The organism is Tissierella praeacuta DSM 18095, assembly GCF_900128955.1.
GTDB classification, from domain to species: domain Bacteria; phylum Bacillota; class Clostridia; order Tissierellales; family Tissierellaceae; genus Tissierella; species Tissierella praeacuta.
Window position 1 is genome coordinate 15860 of the sequence record NZ_FQTY01000016.1, and the last position, 21970, is coordinate 37829.

The 21970-nt window shown below is 29.4% G+C and carries 23 protein-coding genes and 1 riboswitch; all 23 genes read left to right on the forward strand.

From position 1 onward, the window contains the following. The first annotated feature begins 22 nt into the window (after window positions 1-22). The 23 genes from rplQ (at window position 23) to BUB33_RS12670 (ending at window position 21964) form a co-directional block, all read left to right on the forward strand. Complete coding sequence (gene rplQ / locus BUB33_RS12560; RefSeq protein WP_072976928.1) at window positions 23-364, forward strand: 50S ribosomal protein L17; 342 nt, start codon at window positions 23-25, stop codon at window positions 362-364. Window positions 365-633: 269 nt separating this feature from the next. Further along, on the forward strand, window positions 634-1455 hold the full coding sequence (locus tag BUB33_RS12565; RefSeq protein ID WP_200778219.1) for an energy-coupling factor transporter ATPase: 822 nt from the start codon (window positions 634-636) through the stop codon (window positions 1453-1455). Continuing rightward, window positions 1452-2315 carry an energy-coupling factor transporter ATPase gene (locus tag BUB33_RS12570; protein ID WP_072976933.1) on the forward strand — a complete coding sequence of 288 codons (864 nt, stop codon included), beginning with the start codon at window positions 1452-1454 and terminating at the stop codon, window positions 2313-2315. The genes BUB33_RS12565 and BUB33_RS12570 overlap by 4 nt, the downstream gene beginning before the upstream one ends. Next, a complete protein-coding gene (locus BUB33_RS12575) occupies window positions 2308-3105 on the forward strand; it encodes an energy-coupling factor transporter transmembrane component T family protein (RefSeq protein WP_072976935.1) in 798 nt (265 codons plus the stop codon). Before BUB33_RS12570 ends, BUB33_RS12575 begins: the two co-directional genes overlap by 8 nt. A gap of 8 nt (window positions 3106-3113) precedes the next feature. Further along, entirely contained in the window at window positions 3114-3851 is a 738-nt protein-coding gene (gene truA, locus BUB33_RS12580; RefSeq protein WP_072976937.1) for a tRNA pseudouridine(38-40) synthase TruA, read from the forward strand. 113 nt (window positions 3852-3964) lie between these two features. Then, window positions 3965-4393, forward strand: coding sequence for a 50S ribosomal protein L13 (gene rplM, locus BUB33_RS12585; protein WP_072976939.1), 429 nt, complete (start codon window positions 3965-3967; stop codon window positions 4391-4393). A 25-nt stretch (window positions 4394-4418) separates the two neighbouring features. Beyond that, window positions 4419-4811, forward strand: a complete 393-nt coding sequence (rpsI, locus tag BUB33_RS12590; RefSeq protein ID WP_072976942.1) for a 30S ribosomal protein S9 — start codon at window positions 4419-4421, stop codon at window positions 4809-4811. Between the two features lie 172 nt (window positions 4812-4983). After that, a complete protein-coding gene (gene cwlD / locus BUB33_RS12595; RefSeq protein ID WP_072976944.1) occupies window positions 4984-5718 on the forward strand; it encodes an N-acetylmuramoyl-L-alanine amidase CwlD in 735 nt (244 codons plus the stop codon). 401 nt (window positions 5719-6119) lie between these two features. Then, window positions 6120-7217: a glycine cleavage system aminomethyltransferase GcvT gene (gcvT, locus tag BUB33_RS12600; protein ID WP_072976947.1), complete on the forward strand. Its 1098-nt coding sequence runs from the start codon at window positions 6120-6122 to the stop codon at window positions 7215-7217. Window positions 7218-7248: 31 nt separating this feature from the next. Next, entirely contained in the window at window positions 7249-7632 is a 384-nt protein-coding gene (gene gcvH, locus BUB33_RS12605; RefSeq protein ID WP_072976949.1) for a glycine cleavage system protein GcvH, read from the forward strand. Between the two features lie 3 nt (window positions 7633-7635). Further along, window positions 7636-8982, forward strand: a complete 1347-nt coding sequence (gcvPA, locus tag BUB33_RS12610; protein WP_072976951.1) for an aminomethyl-transferring glycine dehydrogenase subunit GcvPA — start codon at window positions 7636-7638, stop codon at window positions 8980-8982. Continuing rightward, complete coding sequence (gcvPB, locus tag BUB33_RS12615; RefSeq protein WP_072976953.1) at window positions 8979-10433, forward strand: aminomethyl-transferring glycine dehydrogenase subunit GcvPB; 1455 nt, start codon at window positions 8979-8981, stop codon at window positions 10431-10433. The genes gcvPA and gcvPB overlap by 4 nt, the downstream gene beginning before the upstream one ends. A 9-nt stretch (window positions 10434-10442) precedes the next feature. Next, window positions 10443-11852 carry a dihydrolipoyl dehydrogenase gene (gene lpdA / locus BUB33_RS12620; RefSeq protein ID WP_072976966.1) on the forward strand — a complete coding sequence of 470 codons (1410 nt, stop codon included), beginning with the start codon at window positions 10443-10445 and terminating at the stop codon, window positions 11850-11852. A 393-nt stretch (window positions 11853-12245) separates the two neighbouring features. Continuing rightward, window positions 12246-12827, forward strand: coding sequence for a sigma-70 family RNA polymerase sigma factor (locus BUB33_RS12625; protein ID WP_072976968.1), 582 nt, complete (start codon window positions 12246-12248; stop codon window positions 12825-12827). Beyond that, entirely contained in the window at window positions 12802-13779 is a 978-nt protein-coding gene (locus BUB33_RS12630) for a DUF4367 domain-containing protein (protein ID WP_234950047.1), read from the forward strand. The genes BUB33_RS12625 and BUB33_RS12630 overlap by 26 nt, the downstream gene beginning before the upstream one ends. A gap of 348 nt (window positions 13780-14127) precedes the next feature. Next, window positions 14128-14310: riboswitch (cobalamin riboswitch) on the forward strand. 276 nt (window positions 14311-14586) lie between these two features. Next, complete coding sequence (locus BUB33_RS12635) at window positions 14587-15438, forward strand: YitT family protein (RefSeq protein ID WP_234950048.1); 852 nt, start codon at window positions 14587-14589, stop codon at window positions 15436-15438. A 111-nt stretch (window positions 15439-15549) separates the two neighbouring features. Then, window positions 15550-16158: a phosphatase PAP2 family protein gene (locus BUB33_RS12640; protein WP_072976976.1), complete on the forward strand. Its 609-nt coding sequence runs from the start codon at window positions 15550-15552 to the stop codon at window positions 16156-16158. 199 nt (window positions 16159-16357) lie between these two features. Beyond that, window positions 16358-17386 (forward strand): metal ABC transporter solute-binding protein, Zn/Mn family, encoded by a 1029-nt coding sequence (locus BUB33_RS12645; RefSeq protein ID WP_084725441.1) that lies wholly within the window; start codon window positions 16358-16360, stop codon window positions 17384-17386. Continuing rightward, window positions 17376-18104, forward strand: a complete 729-nt coding sequence (locus BUB33_RS12650; RefSeq protein ID WP_072976979.1) for a metal ABC transporter ATP-binding protein — start codon at window positions 17376-17378, stop codon at window positions 18102-18104. Before BUB33_RS12645 ends, BUB33_RS12650 begins: the two co-directional genes overlap by 11 nt. Continuing rightward, window positions 18105-18932, forward strand: coding sequence for a metal ABC transporter permease (locus BUB33_RS12655; protein ID WP_084725443.1), 828 nt, complete (start codon window positions 18105-18107; stop codon window positions 18930-18932). It abuts the gene before it with no gap. 23 nt (window positions 18933-18955) lie between these two features. Continuing rightward, a complete protein-coding gene (locus tag BUB33_RS12660; protein WP_072976981.1) occupies window positions 18956-19405 on the forward strand; it encodes a Fur family transcriptional regulator in 450 nt (149 codons plus the stop codon). Beyond that, window positions 19402-20352 (forward strand): CobW family GTP-binding protein, encoded by a 951-nt coding sequence (locus tag BUB33_RS12665; protein WP_072976984.1) that lies wholly within the window; start codon window positions 19402-19404, stop codon window positions 20350-20352. The genes BUB33_RS12660 and BUB33_RS12665 overlap by 4 nt, the downstream gene beginning before the upstream one ends. Before the next feature lie 13 nt (window positions 20353-20365). Beyond that, entirely contained in the window at window positions 20366-21964 is a 1599-nt protein-coding gene (locus BUB33_RS12670) for a permease (protein ID WP_072976986.1), read from the forward strand. Window positions 21965-21970 lie beyond the last annotated feature (6 nt).

A 21970-nucleotide genomic window follows, 5' to 3' on the forward strand; every position in this document is an offset into this window, starting at 1 on the left:
AAGGCATGAAGGAGGGATAAATGTGACAACGTTAAGAAAACTTGGTCGCCCTACAGATCAAAGAAAAGCAATGCTTAGAAATCTAGTAACATCCTTGTTGAGAACCGGAAAAATAGAAACAACAGTTACTAGGGCTAAGGAAACAAAAAGAATGGCAGATAAAATGATTACCTTAGCAAAAAGAGGAGATTTACATGCTAGACGTCAAGTATTAGCTTATGTATATGATGAAGATGTAGTAAAAAAGCTATTTGATGAAATAGGACCAAAATATCAAGATAGAAACGGTGGATATACAAGAGTATTAAAAGTTGGACCTCGCCGTGGAGACGGAGCAGAAATGGCTATATTAGAATTAGTATAAAGGGTAGGGGATTAAGTTAAAGCTTAGTCCCTTTTTTATGACCTAACACAGCGAACGCCAGTGAGCTTTAGTAGGTCAAAAGCAATGAGCACTAAATTTATATGAATGTAGTGAGTAAATAGATTTGATTTTCCAGAGTGTGAAATATTAAGTAAGTTTAAGCCATAAAACTGTAACATTGTGAATTGTAGATTGAATTAAGGGTATCCTTATGTTATATTAGAGTATGGAAATAATAAATAATTAGAGGTAGAATTATGAATAATACAATGATAAAAATTGAAGAGGTTACCTATGAATATAAATCATTAATAGATGATAGTATACAAAAGGCTGTAAAAGAACTTAATTTAGAGGTTAAGAATGGAGAGTTTTTAGTAATCTTAGGTCATAATGGCTCTGGTAAATCTACTTTAGCTAAGCTTATGAATGGACTTTTGATGCCTACAAATGGAAATGTTTATGTAATGGGTATGAATACTAAAGATACAGAAAAAATATGGGAAATAAGAGAAAAAGCAGGAATGGTATTTCAAAATCCAGATAACCAAATAGTTGCTACAATAGTAGAAGAAGATGTGGCTTTTGGACCAGAAAACTTAGGCATATCTCCATTGGAAATAAGAACCAGAGTAGATGAAGCTTTGGAAGTAGTTGAAATGACAGAGTATAAAAAACATGCACCTCATCTTCTATCAGGTGGGCAAAAACAAAGAATTGCCATTGCTGGAATCTTGGCTATGAAGCCAGATTGTATTATTTTAGATGAACCAACAGCTATGTTAGATCCTATAGGTAGAATAGAAGTAATGAATACTATAAAGAAGTTAAATAGGGATGAGAAAAAGACGATAGTTTTAATCACTCACTATATGGATGAAGCTGTAGAGGCTGATAGAATCCTTGTAATGGAGCAAGGAGAAATAGTTATGGAAGGAACACCAAAAGAGGTGTTTAAACAAGTAGATAAAGTTAAGGAATTAGGCTTAGATGTACCACAAGTAACTGAATTAGTATATGAATTAAGAAAAGAAGGATTAGATATAAAAGAAGACATACTATCTATAGAAGAATTGGTGGAATTATTATGATAATGAAAATAAATAATTTAAATTATATATATAATCCAAATACTCCCTTTGAAAAAAAAGCCCTTGATAACATAAGTTTAGAAATAGATGAAGGAGAATTTATAGGATTAATAGGTCATACAGGTTCTGGAAAATCTACATTTGTACAACATTTGAATGGATTAATAAAACCTACCTCAGGTAATATCATAATAGATAATATAAATATAGTTACAAAGGATGCTAATCTAAAGGAAGTTAGGCAAAAAGTAGGCCTCGTATTTCAATATCCTGAACATCAATTATTTGAAGAAAATATTTATAAAGATATTGCCTTTGGTCCTAGGAATTTAGGACTTAATGAAGAAGAAATCCATAGTAGGGTAAAAGAGTCTATGGAATTAGTAGGTTTGAATTTTCATGAGCTAAAAGATAGATCTCCCTTTGAATTAAGCGGAGGACAAAAGAGAAGAGTAGCAATAGCGGGAGTAATAGCTATGAAACCTAAGATATTAGTTTTAGATGAGCCAACAGCAGGATTAGATCCTAGAGGTAGAGATGAAATTTTAGGCGAAATTCAGAAACTTTACCAAAAAGGGGGCATTACAATAATATTAGTATCTCATAGTATGGAAGATGTGGCAAAATTAGTAGATAGGATACTTGTAATGCATAAGGGTAAATTACAAATGGATGGTAGTACTAGAGAAATTTTTAGAAAAGCAGAAGAATTAGAAAGCCTGGGCTTAGGAATTCCACAAATAACTAAGTTTATGAAAAAGTTTAAGGAAAAGGGCAATGATGTTAAGGATGATGTATTAACAGTAGATGAAGCTAAGGAAGAAATATTAAAGTTTTTAAGGAGAAAAGAAGATGCTTAAAGATATAACAATAGGTCAATATTTTCCTGGGAATACTATAATTCATAAATTAGACCCAAGAGTGAAGATAATTATAATTTCATTATTTATAGCATCTCTGTTTTTCATTAATACCTTTATTCCATATATATTTATATTAAGTTTTATCTTTACTGTAGTTAAAATATCAAAAGTACCTCTAAAGTTTATTTTAAAAGGAATAAAACCACTTTTATTTATAATACTAATAACCTTTTCTATAAATATTTTTATGACTAAAGGAGAAGTGTTATTTGAAATAGGACCTTTAACAGTAACAAAAGAAGGATTATATTTAGCTGTTTTTATGGCATTGAGATTAATCTTTTTAATTACGGGAACTTCCCTTCTTACCCTTACCACATCGCCCATAGCATTAACTGATGGAATAGAAAAACTACTATCGCCATTAAAGAGAATTGGCTTACCAGCCCATGAATTAGCTATGATGATGACCATAGCTTTGAGATTTATCCCTACCCTATTAGAGGAAACGGATAAAATAATGAAAGCTCAAATGGCAAGAGGTGCTGACTTTGAATCTGGTAATATATTGAGTCGAGCAAAAAATTTAGTGCCACTATTAGTGCCTTTATTTATAAATGCTTTTAGAAGAGCTGATGAACTGGCTACAGCAATGGAAGCAAGATGTTATAGAGGTGGAGATAATAGAACTAGGTTAAATGAGTTAAAACTAGAAAAAATAGATATAATAATATTAATGTCTATGATCATGTTTTTTGGATTTATTATAAGTATTAAATATATATAGGGGTAATTATGAAAAATATTAAACTTGTTATTGAATATGAAGGGACAAATTATTCTGGATGGCAAAAGCAAGAGAATGCTATAACAATACAGGAAAAATTAGAAGACGCCATAGAAAAATTATCAGGAGAAAAAATAAAACTTATTGGTTCAGGCAGGACTGATGGGAAGGTTCATGCCTTAGGACAGGTAGCAAATTTTTTAACTACATCAAGTATTCCAGGGAAGAAATATAAATATGCACTAAAATTTTTATTACCTGATGATATTACTATTATAGAATCAGAAGAAGTAGATTTAAAATTTCATTCGAGATTTGATGCTATAAAAAAGAGATATAAATATATAGTATATAATGGAGAATTACCAAGAGCCATATATAGAAATTTCTCCTATCATGTACCCTACAATATTGATATAAATAAAATGATAGAGGCATCACAGCATCTAATAGGAACCCATGATTTTTCCTCATTTATGGCTGCTAATTCTGAAGTTAATAGTACCGTTAGAACAATCTATGATATATCTATAAAAAAGAATAAAGAGTTAATAGAGTTTAATATAGAGGGAAATAGTTTTTTACGAAATATGGTAAGAATAATTGTGGGTACATTACTTTACATTGGATTTGGTAAAATTAATGGGGATAATTTGCCTAAGATAATTCTAGATAAGAAAAGGAAAGGAGCAGGACCTACTGCTCCACCACAAGGATTATTTTTAGAAAAAGTCTATTACTCTTAAAAAACGTCTTGACATAGATAATTACTTGTATTAGAATATATTAGAGTGTTTTAAAAAAGCCCCGGAACTTTTTTAATTTTGACTACTCAACGTCGGTATAAGGAGGGAAAATGATGAAAAGCTTTATGGCTAAAACAAACGAAGTTGATAGAAAATGGTATGTAATAGATGCAGAAGGCAAAGTATTAGGAAGATTAGCTACAGAGGTAGCTACAATATTGAGTGGAAAAAATAAGCCAATATATACTCCTCATGTAGACACTGGTGACTTTGTTATTATAATAAATGCAGATAAAATTAGATTAACTGGTAAAAAATTAGAACAAAAAAGTCATTTCTACCACACTGGATATCCAGGAGGCGGAAGAGAAATATCATATAAAAGAATGATGGAAGAGAAGCCAGAAATGGCTATTGAATTAGCAGTAAAAGGTATGCTTCCTAAAAGCAGTCTAGGAAGAAAGATGATTAAAAAGTTAAAAGTTTATAGTGGAGCAGAACATAATCACGAAGCTCAACAACCTGAGATATATGAATTTTAATGCTCACGAGAAAGGAGGACTGTAAGTGGCTAATATACAATTTTTGGGAACAGGAAGAAGAAAGACTTCTGTAGCAAGAGTTAGATTGGTACCAGGAAATGGTAATATTACTATAAATAAAAGAGATATAGATGAATATTTTGATTATGAAACTTTGAGAGTAATTGCAAAAGAACCACTTGTTATTACTGAAACTATGGACAAATATGATGTTTTAGTAAATGTTGAAGGCGGTGGATTTACAGGTCAAGCTGGTGCAATTAGACATGGTATAGCAAGAGCACTAATTGAATCAGATGAAGAATTAAGACCTATACTTAAAAAGGCAGGACATTTAACAAGAGATTCAAGAATGAAAGAAAGAAAGAAATACGGTCTTAAGAAAGCAAGAAGATCACCACAATTTAGTAAGAGATAGTTGTAAGCACTGGATACCCAGTGCTTTTTTTATGACCTAATTTAGCGAATGATAGTGAGCAAATAAATTTGAATTGGGAAACTGCGTAATATGATTAAATAATTTATCTATTTTTTCCTTGGAATATACTTTATATAATTACAATATATTTCTATAGGAGGGATAAGAAAAAATGAAATTACTTATTATCAAAAAAAAGCATATTAGAATATTGGCATTGGTATTATGTATAGCCTTAATCTTAATCTATAATTTATTAAAGCAATTTAGAACTATGCCAGTAAGTTATTTGCCAATATCAAATAAGATCATAGCCATAGATCCAGGTCATGGAGGTGTGGATCCAGGAGCAGTAAGTAAAAATGGGATTAAAGAAGATGAAATAAATTTAGCGATATCTTTAAAATTAAAACGACTGATTGAACAAAGTGGGGGAATAGTTTTTATGACTAGGACAACAGATAAGGCCCTATATACATCGGAATCTAAGACACTTAGACAAATGAAAACAGAAGATTTAAAAAAGAGAAAAGAAGTTATAGAGAATAGTGGTAGTGAAATACTTATATCCATACATCTAAACAGTTTCACTAAATCTTCTTACTATGGAGCTCAGACATTTTATAAAAGTGGTTCTTTAGAAGGAGAAAAATTAGCATCTATAATACAAGAAGAGTTGAGAAATGTATTGGATAAGAATAATAAAAGACAGCCACAAAAAAGAGATGATGTATATATATTAAATGAAGTTAGTATGCCTGCTGCCCTAGTTGAATGCGGTTTTTTATCAAATACAATAGAAGAAAAGTTATTAGTAGATGAATCATATCAGGAAAAAATAGCTTGGTCAATATATGTAGGGATAATGAATTATTTCAATAACACAAATATAAATCATGAGTTTTGAGATGTTGATAAAAATTGTGGATAAGCTAAATAATTGTGAATAATTGATAATAGACATTTATAAATATTAGAGAAATTAATACTTAGGAGAGAATAAGGAGTTTACATAAATTATCCACGGACAATTGTGGATAATGTGGATAAAGTGAATAAAAAATAAGTTGCTAAATTTTTGTCAAGGATATAAAAATGCTGTCTAACATTGTAAATATCTTATTTATAAGATTTTAATCAAGTAATTTCAACTTAATAACGGTATTGCATATTTTTAACTCCTCTTGTATAATTAAGGCATACTACAATATCATAACAACTACTTATCTATGAATAAAATCAGTTTAAATTTTAGATAATAGGGTAAGATATTTGTAGATATGAAAAAATAAGGGAAGGAGTGGTTAAATGGAAGCAAAGAAAACCCCATTATATGATGAACACGTAGGTTTAGGAGGAAAAGTTGTTGATTATGCAGGATGGTATCTTCCAGTACAATACGAGGGTTTAATTGCAGAACATGAAGCTGTTAGAAATGCTGTAGGTTTATTTGATGTATCCCATATGGGTGAAATCACTGTTAAAGGAAAGGACGCTTTAGCATTCGTGGATTATCTTATGACAAATGATATTTCTAAGGTTGTAGATAACCAAATAGTCTATACTTTTATGTGTGCACCTGATGGGGGAGTAGTAGATGACCTATTAGTATATAGATTAGCTCATGATGATTATTACCTAGTAGTAAATGCTTCAAATACGGCAAAGGATTACAAATGGATATTAGAGCAAAAAGGTAATTTTGACGTAGAAATCACTAATATTTCCGATACTGTTGGAGAAGTAGCAATACAAGGACCTTTAGCACAAAAGGTATTACAAAAATTAACAAAAACTGATTTAAATACAATTACGTTCTTTACATTAAATAGAAAAGTAGATATTAATGGAGTAGAGTGTATGGTTTCCAGAACTGGATATACTGGAGAAGATGGTTTTGAAGTTTATACAACTAATGAAGGTATAGTAAAGGTATGGAAAGATATACTTGAAGCAGGAAAAGAAGAAGGCATTAAACCTTGTGGGTTAGGATGTAGAGATACACTTAGATTTGAGGCTTCATTGCCATTATACGGGCATGAAATTTCAGCTGAAATAAATCCTTTAGAGGGTGGATTTAAATATTTTGTGAAGCTTGACAAAGCATCAGATTTTATAGGTAAGGAAGCTCTTAACAAGCAATGGAAAGAAGGACTTAAGAGAAAATTAGCAGGATTTGAAATGATTGATAGAGGAATTCCAAGAGAAGGATATGAAATACAAAAAGATGGCAAGGTAATAGGACATGTTACTACAGGATATATGTCACCAACTCTTAAGAAAAATATTGGTAATGCACTTATTTCACCTGAATATACAGAGTTAGGAACAGAAATTGATATCATGATTAGAAATAAGCCAGCTAAAGCAAAAATAATTAGCAAAAAATTCTTAAATAACAAATAATAAATTAATAATAAATTAGGAGGGTTAAAAGATGAAAGTTGTAAAAGGATTACATTATACTAAGGATCATGAATGGGTAAAATTAGAAGGGAATTTAGGAGTTATAGGTGTTGCAGACTATGCACAACATCATCTAGGAGATATAGTATATGTAGAGCTTCCAGAAGTTGATGATGAAATTGAAAAAGAAGAAGCTTTTTCAGCTGTAGAATCAGTTAAAGCAGCTGCGGATATTTATATGCCAGTAAGTGGAAAAGTAGTGGAAGTTAATGAAGAATTAATAGATGACCCTGCTCTTTTAAATGCTGATCCATATGAAAACTGGATGATTAAAGTAGAGATGACTAATAAAGATGAATTAGAAGAATTAATGACAAGTGAGGAATATGAAAAGTTTTTAGCTGAGGAGGAATAAAATATGTTTCCATATATAGCAACCACTCACGAAGACGAGCAGGAAATGCTAAAATCTATAGGACTTAATTCTTTAAGAGATTTATTTAGCGATATTCCTGAGGATATGAGATTAAATAGAGAATTAAACTTGCCTAAGGCAAAGAGTGAACTGGAAGTTAGTTCATATTTGAGTTCATTAGCAAAAAAGAACTGTTCAACTAGTGAAATGCCTTGTTTCCTTGGTGCAGGAGCATATGATCATTATATTCCTTCAATAATAAATCATATTATTTCAAGGTCAGAATTCTATACATCATATACTCCATACCAACCAGAAATAAGTCAAGGGACATTACAGTATATATTTGAATTCCAGACACTTATATGTAATTTAACTGGGATGGATGTTGCCAATGCTTCATTATATGATAGTGGAACTGCTATTACTGAAGCTGCTTTAATGGCGGCAGCAACTTCAAGAAAAGACGAGATTATAATATCTAAGACAGTAAGACCAGAGTCCATACAGGTTCTAAAAACTTATGCACATGTACAGGGACTAAAGGTTATAGAAGTTGATATGAAAGATGGAGTTACTGATTTAGAAGAATTAGAAAGCAAATTAAATGATAATACTGCAGCAGTTATAGTTCAAAGTCCAAACTTCTTCGGTATAATCGAGGATTTAAAGGCAACAGGAGAAATTACACATAAGGCTAAGAAAGCTAGCTTTATAGCATCTGTTGACCCAATATCTCTTGCTATCTTAAAAAAACCAGGTGAACTAGGTGTTGATGTAGTAGTAGGAGAAGCTCAAGGTATGGGTATACCTTTATCATTTGGTGGACCATATTTAGGATTTATAGCTACTAAATCTGAATATATGAGAAAGTTACCTGGTAGAATCGTTGGACAGACAGAAGATAAAGATGGTAAAAGATCTTTTGTTTTAACACTTACAGCTAGAGAACAACATATAAGAAGAGAAAAAGCTACTTCTAATATATGCTCAAATCAGGGCTTAAATGTATTGGCAGCAACTATCTATATGGTAACTCTAGGAAAAGAAGGGTTAAAAGAAGTTGCTCTTCAAAGTACAAAGAAAGCTCATTATGCTTTTGAAAAACTTACTAAATCTGGCAAATATAAACCACTTTTTGATAAACCGTTCTTTAAAGAATTTGCTATTACATCTGATATAGATGCTGATAATATAAATCAAGAATTAATAAAGGAAAAAATAATAGGTGGATATCACCTAGGTAAAGATTATCCCCAATTTAAAAATGCTGTCCTATATGCAGTAACAGAAAAGAGGACAAAAGAGGAAATAGATAGATTAAGTAGTGTATTGGAGGGGATAAAATGAGAAAGTATGATAAACTAATATTTGAATTATCTAAACCAGGAAGAAAGGCATATAATCTTCCAGCACTAGATGTAGAAGATAAAGACATAAATGATTTTATTCCACAAGAATTTTTATCTGAGACTGAACTTAACTTTCCAGAGTTGTCTGAGGTTGATGTAATTAGACACTATACAAATTTATCAAATAAAAATTATGGTGTAGATACTGGCTTTTATCCATTAGGCTCATGTACCATGAAATATAATCCGAAAATTAATGAGGATACATGTAGGTATGATGGATTTGCAAATCTTCATCCATATCAATCAGAATGTTGTACTCAAGGTGCGTTACAATTAATGTACGAATTAGATAAATCCTTATCTGAAATAGCTGGTATGGATAAAATGAGTTTACAACCAGCAGCTGGTGCTCATGGTGAGTTAACTGGTATCATGGTTATTAAAGCATATCATGAAAAAAATGGAGATTTCAAGAGAAACAAAATCATAGTTCCAGACTCAGCTCATGGTACAAACCCAGCTACAGCAGCAATGGCTGGATATAAAATAGTAGAAGTTAAGTCAACTAAAGATGGATTGGTAGACTTAGAAGCACTTAAAGCTGTAGTAGGAGATGATACAGCAGGATTAATGCTTACAAACCCAAATACTCTTGGTATATTTGATAAGCATATTAAGGAAATCGCTAAAATTGTTCATGATGCTGGAGGACAATTATACTATGATGGAGCAAATGCAAATGCTATCTTAGGTCATGCAAGACCAGGAGATATGGGATTTGATGTAGTTCACTTTAACATTCATAAAACCTTCTCAACACCTCATGGTGGTGGCGGGCCAGGTTCAGGACCAATAGGAGTTAAAAAGCATCTTGAAGAATTTTTACCAGTTCCAGTGGTACAAAAAGATGGAGATAGATATTATCTAGATTATAATGTACCACATACCATAGGCAAGGTTAAAGATTTCTTTGGACATTTTGGTATATTAGTTAGGGCATACACTTATATCCTAATAATGGGTAGTGACGGATTGAAGAAAGCTAGTGAAATAGCTGTATTAAATGCTAATTACATGGCTAATAAGTTAAAAGATCATTACTATTTACCAATAGATACTTTATTCAAGCATGAATTTGTATTGGGCGGATTAAAGGACACATTGTCTGAAGTAACTACATTGGATATAGCTAAGAGATTACTTGATAAAGGCTATCATCCACCAACAGTATACTTCCCATTAATCATTAACCAAGCAATTATGATTGAACCAACAGAAACTGAATCTAAAGAAACACTTGATGAATTTATAGATGCTATGATTGAGATTTCTAAAGAGGCAAGTGAAAATCCACAATTATTGAAGGATGCGCCTCTTAATACTATTGTAAGTAGACCAGATGAAACAAAAGCAGCAAGAAATCCTGTGCTTAAATACGAAGGGTAGGTGTACTATTTGACTAAAACTATTGCCGTTATAGGAGCAGGTCCAGGAGGCTATGTAGCAGCAATAAGAGGAGCTCAACTTGGTGCTGATATAATCTTAATAGAGAATAGAGAAGTAGGGGGTACATGCCTTAATCGAGGCTGTATCCCTACTAAAACTTATTTTAGAAATGCAGAGATTATGTCCAATTTTAGAAGAGCTGCTGAATTTGGAATTACAGCAGGTGAATTTAAAATGGATGGAAAAGCACTACAAGAGAGAAAAAATAAAGTTGTAAATACTTTAGTAGGAGGTATTGAACAACTTATATCCTCTTATAAAAACATAGAATTTTTACGTGGGACAGCTAATATAAAAGATAAAAATAATATTTCTGTAGCTTTAAAGGATGGAAGTACAAAGGAAATAACAGTAGATAATATAGTTATTGCTACAGGCTCTAAACCTCAAATGACTGAAACAAAAGGAGTAGATTTAGAAGGTGTAATTACATCAGATGAACTTCTAGAGATGGAAGAAATTCCAGAAACTCTAATTGTAGTAGGTGGTGGAGTAATAGGGTTAGAATTTGCAAGTATTTATCAGGAATTAGGTTCAAAAGTAATTCTCTTAGCGTCCAGGATTTTAAAGGATGCAGACAAGGAGATTTCAAGAAGACTTGTACCAATGTTAAAGAAACAAGGAATTGAAACCTATGTTGATATTAGAGCTAAGGAAATTACAAAAGAAGGGGACAAACTTAGAGTATTAGCAAAATATAAAGAAAAAGATGAAGAAATAGAGGTAATAGGTGATAAGGTGCTTATTGCATCAGGAAGAGGTCCTGTAATGGAAGGATTAAATCTTGATGTATTAGGAATTAAATATGATGATAAAGGTGTTTTTGTAAATAATGAGTTTGAGACCAATATAGAAGGTATATATGCTATAGGAGATGTAAATAGAGGAGTTCAATTAGCTCATGTAGCATCCGCTCAAGGTGTATATGTAATGGAAAAGATAATGGGTCATACACCAGATATCAATCTAGATATCTATCCAAACTGTGTATTTACAATGAATGAAGTAGCCCATGTAGGTTATACGGAAGAAGAACTTAAAGAAAAAGGAATACCTTATAAGGCAAGTAAGTTTATGTTTGCAGCCAACGGAAAAGCTTTATCCTTAGGAGAAGGAGAAGGTATAATAAAAATACTTGCTGGGGAAGAAGATAAAAAGGTTCTAGGAGTTCATATACTTGGACCTCATGCAAATGATTTAATTGCAGAGGGAGCATTAGCAATAGCTAATGACTTAGATATCTATAGTATAATGAGAACAATTCATGCCCATCCAACTCTTTCAGAAACATTTTATGAAGCGACATTAGGATTAGAAAATCAAGCGATTCATATAGCACCACCAAGAAAAAGAAGATAGCATATGCTATCTTCTTTTTCTATCTAATGATTTAGTTAAAAATAAATATTATATATTAAAATTATCATTGGATTTATTTATACCTATTAAAAAGTTTTATTTAAGAATTAAAAGATTTAAAATGTATTAGGAAAATTTAATATTACAAAGACTCTAGTGAGATAAATTGCCTTATTCATTATAAGGGGAGCATTATTACCATACTAGGGTCTTTTGCTTTTCTATAATAAGATTTGAAATAAAAGGTAATTGGATATTTGTAATACTATAAATAAATTTTTCCATCTTTTTATGATAAAATTTAAAATAATATGTAATGGAATCGAAAAGTTACCGTATTAACATATGAGATTAGTTTTACTTAGCTAAGTGAAGAAAGGAGGTTTTAAAAAATTGCAACAAGTTGCATTAATAGATATTTTAGATAAAAAACAATCAGAAAAACATCTTTATAGGGAAAGAGATTTTGGTTATATTTTTGAAACATATTATAAAAGAGTATATAACTATGTATATTATCGCATCAATGCTTATCATGCAGCAGAAGATTTAACAAGTCAGGTTTTTGAGAAGGCAATGGTCAAGATAGATACTTACTCCGAAGAAAAGGCACAATTTGAGGTATGGTTATTTGCCATAGCTAGAAATGTGGTAAATGATTATTTTAGAGAGTTAAAAAAATGCAAATTATTTTCAATTGATAAAATTAAAGACTTAATATCTAATATAGGAACACCAGAAAACATAATTGAGATAGAAGAAACAAATAATGAACTTTTAGAAGCATTAAAAATTTTAGATGAAAGAGAAAGAAATATTGTAGCACTTAAATTTGGTGCAAATTTAAAAAATGTAGAAATTGCAGAAGTATTGGATATAACTGAAAGTAATGTTGGTGTAATTCTCTATCGTACAATGAAAAAGTTAAAAAGAAAATTGGAAAGAGGGGATGAATTTGAACAAAAAGAACATTGAAGATAGATTTTCCATAGATATAGATGATTATCTCAATGGTAAAGAACCTCCAAACTATTTTGAAGAGGAATATAAAGAACTTTTGCAATTGGGAAAATTATTATCTCATAAGGACTTTAGTAAGAATAGTAACAAAGAGGAAATATTTAATAAGACTTTAAAAAATATTAATGAATATGGAGGAAAAGATAATATGAAAAAATCAAGTAAATTTAAACATCCAATGGTGAAGGTGGCTTCAGTTGCTTTAGTATGTATACTAGGTGTTTCTACTATGAGAACATCCTTTGCACAAGAATTAGTAGATAAAGTAGTACGAACTATAACTCTTGGACATGTAACAGTAATAGAGGAAGAATCTGTAGAATCCCTTCCAGTTCCAGAGGAACTTAAAGGCAAAATCTTTGATAAACATGGGAAACCAATAGAAGTATTTTTAGGAGATAAAACTCAAAAAATGTATACAGCTGATGGAGAAGAGATTGGCGGCTTTAGTGCTGATGAGAGTGGTAATATAGAGATAGTAACAGCTGATGAAAAAGAAAAGAGAAGAGAAATAAAAGACTTAATAGTTAAAAATCCCAGTGAATTAAATAATCATACTTGTTTCGATGTTAAACTTCCTAGCTATTTGCCAAATGGATATAAATTTGATAGAGCTGAATTTTTTAGAGAAAATGAGAATGATATCGTCGAGAATAGTAAATATATTGCTTTGTTCTTTACTAATGATAAAACTGGAGAATATATATATATGCAGCAAAGATTTGCTGATGAAGAAACTGCATATGAAACTGGAGCAAAAAAGGTTGAAAAGATAAATATTAATGGTGTAGATGCTTTACTATATGATAATAATCTTGACTGGGAAGATAATGGTGTTATTTATATGTTAAATGGAAGAGGTATTGCGAAAGATGAATTAATAAAGATGGGAGAATCCTTTAAATAGTTATACAAAAACTCTCTATAGACATGGTTCTATGGGGAGTTTTATATTAATATAAAAGGATTTTTTTATATTATAATATCAAATAAAATCCAAATATTTATTATATATACTAAAGTAAATTAAAAGTCTTAGAGATATTGATAGATTATTATTTAACTATATGTTTATAATGGTAAATAATATTATATAAGTTTTCTCAGAAAGGAATAAGGATAAATTATGAATAAGAAAAAACTTATATTGAAAGATATAATAATGAAAATAGATAAACTGTTAAAAAGATAGATAATATTAGAGATTGTGTCAATATTGACTATAGTGTAATTATATTATATACTTAGAATTATAATTAAATATTTATGTAAAGGTGTAGAAAAAAATTATCTACTTAAAAGGGAAATAGGTTAAAATCCTATACGGTCCCGCCGCTGTAATGGGGAGAGATTTAAAATTAATGTCACTGATTATTTGGGAAGACTTTAAATTTTTATGAACCAGAGTCAGAAGACCTGCCTTTACTTATGCACTAGGAAACTCTACGGTGAATAGGGGGTGTTAAAGCGGATTTTTAGTATATGACGAATTGTATTATGATCCGTCTATTTTTCGTGCCTCCCAAAATATTTTAGATTTGGGAGATTTTTTATAATGAATAGAAAGTTTTATTTTTATCTCTTTATTTTAAAACTTGATTTATATGGATCCTGACAGTCTGTGGGAAGCTTTGATTCCCTAAGATGTAGGTGAAAAACTAATTTTAATTCGGTGATGGATATTTTTTATATTATTAATAAGGGAGGAATATTTTTGAGAGAAAAATTAAAAGAGTATGTATTTATAACTATTGGAATGATAATGGTGGCTTTAGGACTATATTTCTTTCTTATGCCAGAAAAATTAGCCATAGGAGGTGCTAACGGACTTGCTATTGTGATTAATAATTGGATTCCAATCTTATCCATAGGAACTATTATGATAATAGTTAATATAATTTTATTTGCAATTGGTTTTCTAATTGTTGGAACTAGCTTTGGATTTAAGACTATTTATGCTAGTATAGGAACTTCTGTAATTGTTTCTTTCCTTGAGAAAACTATTCCTATTCGACAGCCTTTAGTAGAGGATATTATATTGCAGCTTATTTTTGGAGTTTTTATATCTGCTATAGGTATAGGGATTGTTTTTAATCAAAATGCATCTACAGGAGGAACCGATGTAATAGCTAAGATAATGAATAAATTTTTTGGAATAGAACTTGGTAAAGGAGTACTTATCTCAGACTTTGCAATAACAATAATGGCTGGATTTACATTTGGTCCTAAATTAGGAATGTATTCTCTATTGGGAGTTATATTAAATGGGATAGTAATAGATTGGACAATTGAAGGGATAAGTTTATGTAAGGAAGTAAATATAATAAGCGAATATAGTAATGATATTAAGGAATATATAATAAACAATTTAGAAAGAGGGGCAACTCTATATAGTGCTAAAGGAGCTTATACAGGCAATAAAAAGGATATAGTAGTTACAGTTGTAGACAGAAGGGATTTTATAAAACTAAAAAATTATATAAAGAGAATAGATAAGAATGCTTTTATTACAGTAAGTAATGTTTATGAAGTATTGGGAGACGGCTTTAAAAATATAGAAGAATAAATATAAGATTTAATTAGGTTGAAATTATATAAGGAAATCAACCTAATTATTTTATATTTTATAGGATATTTGATATAATTGATTTAATAAAATAAGAAATAGGGTGAATAGATGGCTAAGTATAAAAAAATAATGACTTTAAGCTTAATGATAATAATATTTTTTATTGTGGGGTTTATGGTAAAGGGAAGTAGTGAAGGTATCTTATTTGATGTGTGGATAATGGATTATATGCATACTAATATTAATCCATTATTATTATCTTTAATGAGGTTTATATCATTTATAGGTTCAAGTGGATTTTTACTCCCTATAATGGCTATGATAATATCATATACAATAATTAAGAGAAAATATTATGAATCTAAATTATTGTTAATATCGACTTTAGGCTCATATTTATTAAATCACTTATTAAAACAGTTATTTCAAAGAACAAGACCCTTAAAATATTTTCTAGTAGAACAAGGAGGTTTTAGTTTTCCAAGCGGACATTCTATGGTAACTATGACTCTTTACTCTACAATAGCTTTTTTATTAGCTAAAAATACATATAATCATAGGAAAAAGGCATGGATACATATTTTAGCCTTTATTATGATATTATTAATGGGGATAAGCAGAGTTTACTTAGGGGTTCATTGGCCAACAGATATTATAGGTGGTTACTTAGCAGGGTATATATTTTATTATCTAAGTATTAAATTGATTAAAGAATAAAAATAATATATAAAGTAATTTATTTAAAATTATCTTATATATTATTGACAAAGAATATATATCTATATATAATAAATGTAAATAAAATTACTCTTAGCTTTTAAGTTAAGAGGTTTTTTATACAAAAAAGTAAATGCAATTAGTTTGCATTAGCATATAAAATTAGATATAATAAGATTAAATTAAGGAGGAGTTAAAGATGATGAAAAGAAAAATTTGGAGGATAATGTTTGCTATTTTTGCAGTATTATTAATTTCAGGATGTAGTGAAAAACAAAATCATGACGAGGCAAATCATGGGAAACTAAAGATTATAACAACTCTATTTCCTCAATATGATTTTATTAGAGAAATTGGAAAAGATAAAGTAGATGTAAGTTTATTACTTCCACCAGGAGTAGAATCTCACTCTTATGAGCCTACTCCAAAGGATATAGCTAGAATAAAAAAATCAGATTTGTTTATTTATACTGGAGAGTATATGGAGCCTTGGGCAAAAAAGATTGCTGATAGTATTAATGGAAATAATTTAATAATAACTGATGTTAGTAAAGGAATAACTTTACTAGATCATGAAGATCATGAAGACCATGAAGACCATGAAGAACATGAAGAACATGAAGAACATGAAGAACATGAAGAACATGAAGAACATGAAGAACATGAAGAACATGAGGGACATTCTCATGGTAGTAAAGATCCTCATATTTGGTTAGATCCTATAAATGCAAAAAAAATGGTGGATAATATTGTAGAGGATATGATAAAAGCAGATGAAGAAAATAAAGATTTTTATATAACCAATGCAGAAGAATATAAAAAGCAATTAGACCTATTGGATCAAGAGATTATAAAAACTTTAAAAAACACTAAATCAAATAAGATTATTTATGGGGGACATTTTGCATTTGGCTATTTTGCAAGTAGATATAATTTAGAATATATTACACCATATAAAGGATTTTCTCCAGATGCAGAGCCTACACCTAAGATGATTATTGAGCTAATTAAAAATATAGAAGACGCAGGAGTAAAGGCAATATACTATGAAGAGTTAATTGATCCTAAGGTGACTAGAATATTGTCAAAAGAGACTGGAGCAAAAATGCTATTACTTCATGGTGCACATAACTTATCTAAGGAAGAAATGGAATCTAATATAAATTATATTGATATTATGAAGGGGAATTTGGAAAGATTAAAAGAAGGACTTGGATATGAAGAATAGAGTATTAACAGTGGAAAACTTAACATTTAAATACGGCAGAAATGATGCAATTAGAAATATTAGTTGTATCATAGAAAAGGGGGATTACTTAGGTATAATAGGACCTAATGGTTCAGGGAAAACAACGTTATTAAATGTAATATTAGGGTTATTAGAGCCTACAAAAGGGAGTATAAACTTTAATAAAGAAGCTCAAATAGGATATCTTCCTCAAAGAACTATTAAAACTGATAAGTTATTTCCTGCAAAGGTAAAAGAAATAGTTGCAACAGGATTATTATCTAATAAGGGGATGTTTAAATTTTATACAGAAGAAGATTATGAAAAAATAGATAATATTCTTAAAAGATTAAATATTTATGATTTAAAGTATAAAAAGATAGGAGAGTTATCTGGGGGGCAACAGCAAAGAGTATTTTTAGCACGTGCTATGGTTTCTTCTCCTAATGTAATATTATTGGATGAACCTACTAATTATTTGGATACCAGTACTAGAGAAGAACTATATAGGATTCTTAAGGAGTTAAATACAGAGGAGAAAGTAACAATAATAGTGGTGTCCCATGATTTAAAAACTATGGGAAAATATATAAATAAAGTATTATATCTAGAAACAGAACTTGTTTTTTATGGAGATTATAAATTATTCCTTCATTCAAAAGAAATAGGAAGATATCTAAATCCTATAGATATTGATGAGATAGATGGGGGGATATAATTGGAGAACATAATTTTTATAATTAAAGATGCGTTTCACTACGATTTTATGATAAAGGCAATAGTTGCAGGTATATTAATAGCAATTTCCTCATCTTTCTTGGGTATATTTATCGTCCTTAGAAAACATTCTATGATTGGAGATGGATTAGCCCATGTAAGTTTTGCAACAGTTGCAATTGCATTGCTGTTAAAACAATCACCAATATTGATATCCATACCAATAGTAGTACTGGCTTCAGTCCTTATACTAAAATTAAGTGAAATAGATAATTTAAACGGTGATGCTTCTATAGGTCTGATTTCATCTTTTTCCGTAGCAGTAGGAATATTGATTTCTTCATTATCTAAAGGATCTAATATTGATTTATTTAGTTATCTATTTGGAAGTATTTTAGTAATTAGTGATTTTGAATTAATACTTTCTGTAATATTATCTATAATTATTTTGTCTATAATTATATTATTTTATAATAGTCTATTTGCTATTACTTATGATGAAAGTTTTGCCACAACAATGGGAATAAATGTGAAGAAATTAAATTATTTAATATCAATATTAACAGGAATAACTGTAGTTCTTGGCATTAGAATAGTAGGTACAATGTTGATTTCTAGTATGATTATTTTTCCTACAGTAACAGCATTACAGATATCTACTAGTTTTAAGAATACTATAATTATATCTGAAATAATATCTATTTTATCAGTAATAGTAGGTTTGTTTATTTCATTTGTTTATGATCTTCCTACTGGTGCTACAATAGTCATTGTAAATGCTATCTGTTTTATGATATCTTTGTTTATAAAGAAGATAGATTTAAGTTAGGGTAATTAAAAGGAGATGGTGAAATGATAAAAATAGATAATAAAGAGATATTTAGTAAGTATAGAATAAAAAATACAAAACAGAGAAATGTAGTTTTAGATATATTGAAAAGTAGTGATGCACCTATGACCGCAGAAGAAATATTTATAGAAACCCAAGGTTCTAATATATCTATGAATTTTTCAACTGTATATAGAATACTAAATACATTTGTTTCAAAGGATATAGTTATAAAATCAAGTATTGGTGAAGAGGATAAAAATATGTATGAACTAAATAAGGAGGAACATAGTCACTATTTGATTTGTAATTCTTGTAAAAGGATGATAAAAATTGGACATTGTCCCTTAGAAGAGTATGAGAATCAAATACAAAAAAATACTAAATTTCATATAACAGGACATAAACTTGAGATATATGGTTATTGTCCTGAATGTGCAGAAAACAAAGATAGGGAAGGAGAATATCAATGAAAACCAAAGTTGATATTATAGCAGGATTCTTAGGTGCAGGTAAAACTACCTTGATAAAAGAAATGATAAGTCAAAGACTTTATAATGAAAAAGTCGTTATTATAGAAAATGAATTTGGAGAAGTAGGTATAGATGGTGAACTAATAAAAGAATCTGGATTAGAAGTTAAAGAGATAAATTCAGGATGTATATGTTGTTCCTTAACTGGAGATTTTCAAAAATCAATTGAGGAAATAATTGAAAAAATTAACCCAAGTAGAATTATAATAGAGCCTTCGGGAGTGGGGCAACTATCTGAAATAATTAAAGCATGTAAGACAGAAATTTTAAAAAATTTAACTCAAATTAACATGTTAATAACAGTGGTTGATGTAGAAAGATTTAGTCTATATATTTCAAATTTTGGGGAATTTTACAAAGATCAGATTAAAAATGCTAGAACTATTTTACTTAGTAGAACAGAAGGCATTAGCAGAGAAAATATAGAATTTGTAACAAAAGAAATACAAAAACTTAATATTAGATGCAATATAGTTTCAACTCCTTGGAAGGAACTTGATTTAAACTCAATAATTTCTTTAGCAGAAAAAAATAGTGTAAATCATATTAATAGAAGGATAAAGAGTGTTAAGGTAGTAAGAGAAAAGGTAAGAAAACTAAATTCCCATAAAGTATTTCAATCTTGGGGCATAGAAACTCCAAAGATATTTACAATAGATAAAATAAAAAATATCATAAAAGAGTTTGAGGATTCCCAAGAATATGGAAATGTTTTGAGGGCTAAGGGTGTTGTAGAGATTCAAGATAATAAATGGATTCAGTTTAATTATATCCCTGGAGATCTTCGAATATCAGAAGTATTACCAAATTATAACGGTAAGCTTTCTGTAATAGGAACCAATCTTAATAGGGAAGAATTAAATAAAATATTTTCTATTATAGAATAAGAGGACATGCTTTATGAGAACAAAAGTAGAAATAATTACTGGTTTTTTGAGTTCAGGAAAAACATCAATGATTAACTCTATTTTAAGAGGAGAAAAGGATGAAAATAAAAAAGTAGTTATAATTCAATGTGAATTAGGAGAAGAAAAAATAAAAGATGAGTATTTACATCAAAATATAATTAAAGAAAGCATTTCAAATCTCAGTCTTTTGAAATTCAATTATATAAAAGAGATAATTGAAAAATATTCTCCAGATAAGATAATTATTGAACAAAATGGAATGGACTCCCTTGAGGAATTATTAAATAATTTAGATAATAAAATTTCAAGAAAATATATAATGATTGAGAGGATTACAAACATAATTGATTGTAGGAATTTTAATATGCTCATGGGGCTATTAGGAAATAATCTCATTAATAAAATAGCATATAGTGATTTAATTATTCTAAACAATGTAGACAAGGTATCCCCTAATGAATTAGAAGATATAAATAAAAAGGTTAGAAGTAGAAATAAAACAGGAGCAATTATAGAGATTGATGAAGGAGAAGGTTTTTCCGATTATTTTCAATTTGAAAATGGAAATAAGAAATTGGAGGGAAAAATCTATGATAAATTAACCATATTATTTTTAATAACTGTAGCCATATATTTATCATTAAATATTTTTATGGCAATAGACTTTGGGAAGTTAAATATAGATTTTACTAAATTATATATTTTAAATACAATTTTTATAAGTATATTGATGGAATCTTTTCCATTTTTAATTCTTGGAGTGTTTATATCGTCTATTATTCAAGTGTTTATAACAAGAGATATGGTAGTTAAGTATTTTCCTCAAAACAAGATCATATCCTTTTTATTTGCCATAGTAGGAGGAATATTTTTCCCGGTTTGTGACTGTGCTATAGTTCCAGTTGTATCTAGGTTAGTGAAAAAGGGAGTTCCCCTATATGTTGCAGTAACTTTTATGTTATCAGCACCTATTGTAAATCCAATAGTGATAATTTCCACATACTATGCATTTCCTAACCAGCCTCAAATCATGATATTTAGAATAATAATAGGGATTATAGTTGCAATAATATCAGGTGTTTTATTTTTGATATTTCCAGAAAAAGAAATATCTATTAAAAACAATGAATTAGATGAGGTTTGCAATTGTATTTATTGTAACAATATAAAAGATATAGGTATAAAAGGTAAGATAAGTATGATATTTAAACATGCAGGTGAAGAATTTTTTGATGTTGGAAGATTTTTGATACTAGGTGCATTGTTAACAAGCTTCTTTCAAGTTATGATTTCTAAAGATTTACTTGTAAAACTAAGTGGAGATAATGTAATATCCATTTTAATTATGATGCTTATAGCATTTCTTTTTTCATTATGTTCATCATCAGATGCTTTTATTGCAAGAAGCTTTCTAAACCAATTTTCAATAGGCAGTATAATGAGTTTTATGGTCTTAGGACCTATGATAGATATGAAAAATTTAATTATGTTATCAGATAGCTTTAGTAAAAGATTCATCATAAAATTAACTTTTATTGTATTTAATATAACATTTTCAGTAATTTGCTTTTTCACCATATTAAATTTATAGGATGAT